The sequence below is a fragment of the Streptomyces sp. OfavH-34-F genome (genome assembly GCF_022347745.1).
Lineage (GTDB): Bacteria > Actinomycetota > Actinomycetes > Streptomycetales > Streptomycetaceae > Streptomyces.
Genome location: NZ_JAKRGC010000574.1, coordinates 1 through 1,870 on the forward strand (window position 1 = coordinate 1; position 1,870 = coordinate 1,870).

A 1,870-nucleotide genomic window follows, 5' to 3' on the forward strand; every position below is an offset into this window, starting at 1 on the left:
GGTGCTCCGTGGTGTCGGCGGTGCGGCGGGGGGGGGGGGCGGGCCGGGGTGCGGCTCCAGTGGTCCAGGAGCAGGGCCCGTTCCTCGGGGGCGAGCAGGTCGGCGGCGCCGATGGGGGTGTCGGGGGCCTCGGCGAACCGGGTGAGGAGGCGGACGAGGCGTTCACCGAGAGCGCGGGCCGTGTCGGGGGTGAACAGGCTGGTGCGGTATTCGAGGGTGCCGTCGAGTCCTTCGGCGTCGCCGGTGGCGCCTCGGCGCTCGTACAGGCTGAACGCCAGGTCGCACTTGGCGGTGCCGGTGGGGACGGTGGCGACCTCGGCGCGCAGGCCGGGCAGGTCGAGCCGTTCGGGCGGTGGCGGGGTGAGGACGAGCATCACCTGGAAGAGGGGCGGGCCGTTCTCGGGGCGGTGCGGGGCCAGGGCCTCCACGACCCGCTCGAAGGGGACGTCCTGGTGGGCGAAGGCGTCCAGGTCGGCGGTGCGGACCCGGGCGAGGAGTTCGCGGAAGGTGGGGTCGCCGGAGGTGTCGGTGCGCAGCACGAGGGTGTTGACGTAGAAGCCGACCGAGGCGTCGAGCCGGGGGTCGGGCCGGTCGGCGACGGCGGTGGCGACGGGGATGTCCTGGCCGGCGCCGAGGCGGGTGAGGAGGACCGTGAGCGCGGTGTGGACGACCATGAACAGGCTGGCGCGTTCGGTGGCGGCGAGGCGGGCGAGGCGGCGGTGCAGGGCCGGGGGAATCCGGAACTCGGCGACGGCCCCGTCGTCCGTCGGCTGCGCCGTGCGGTCCACGGGGAGGGCGATGCGGTCCGGCAGTCCCTCCAGGGCGCGCGTCCAGTGGGCGAGCCCGTCGTCGTGGGCCAAGGGCGCGGTGGAGGGGTCGGGGCGCGCGGCGCGGTCGAGTGCGAAGTCGGCGTACTGGTACGGCAGCGGCGGGAGGCCCGTAGGGGCTACGCCGCGCAGCCGGGCCGTGTAGGCGGTCTCCAGGTCGGCGGTGAGGGTGCCGAGCGAGGCGTGGTCGCAGGCGATGTGGTGCAGGAGCAGCAGGAGTGTGCGGGGCCGGCCGGGGCCGGTGGTGAACAGGCTCGCGCGCAGCGGGGTCTCGTGGTCGAGCCGGAAGGGGTGACGGGCCGCCCGGGTCAGCCGGGCGGGCAGTTCGGCGGGGTCGACGGCCGTTTCGACGAGGCGGGGGCGGCCCTCGTCGGGCGGCAGGACGCGCTGGTGGGGGCTGCCGTCGTGTTCCTCGATGACGGTCCGCAGGACTTCGTGCCGGTCGGTGAGGTCGCCGAGGGCGGCGGTGAGCGCGGTGCGGTCGAGGTCGCCGGTGAGTCGGATCGTCAGGGGCACGTTGTAGGCGCGGTCGGCGCCGGTGTGGTGGTGCAGGAACCAGAGGCGGCGTTGCGCGGGCGAGAGCGGGATGCGTTCGGGGCGGGGTGCCGGTGCGCCGGGTGCGGCAGGGGTGTCGGCGGGGGTGGCGAGGCGGGCCGCGAGGGCGGCGACCGTGGGGTGTTCGAAGATGTCGCGGACGTCGATGTCGGCGTGGTGGGCCGCGCGGAGTGCGGCGGCCAGGCGGGTGGCGTGCAGACTGTCGCCGCCCAGGTCGAAGAAGTCGTCGCCGGGCCGGACCGGGGTCGCGCCGAGGAGCCGGGAGAACAGGTCGGCGACCTGCTGTTCGAGTGGGGAGGCGGGGGCGGGCCCGGCGGGTGCGGTGGTGCGGGGCGGGTGGTCGCCGGGGGCGGGCAGGGCGGCGCGGTCGAGCTTGCCGTTGGGGGTGAGCGGCAGGGCGTCGACGCGTACCAGGCGGGCCGGGAGCAGGTGTGCGGGCAGGCGGGTGCGCAGGGCCTGGCGCAGGGGGTCGGTGAGGGACCGGGCCG

1 protein-coding gene is annotated in these 1,870 nt (G+C 76.6%); it reads right to left on the bottom strand.

Annotated elements, in window-relative coordinates:
- A partial coding sequence (locus MHW47_RS35020; RefSeq protein WP_239227854.1) for a condensation domain-containing protein occupies positions 1–1,870 on the bottom strand: 1,870 nt, incomplete at both ends.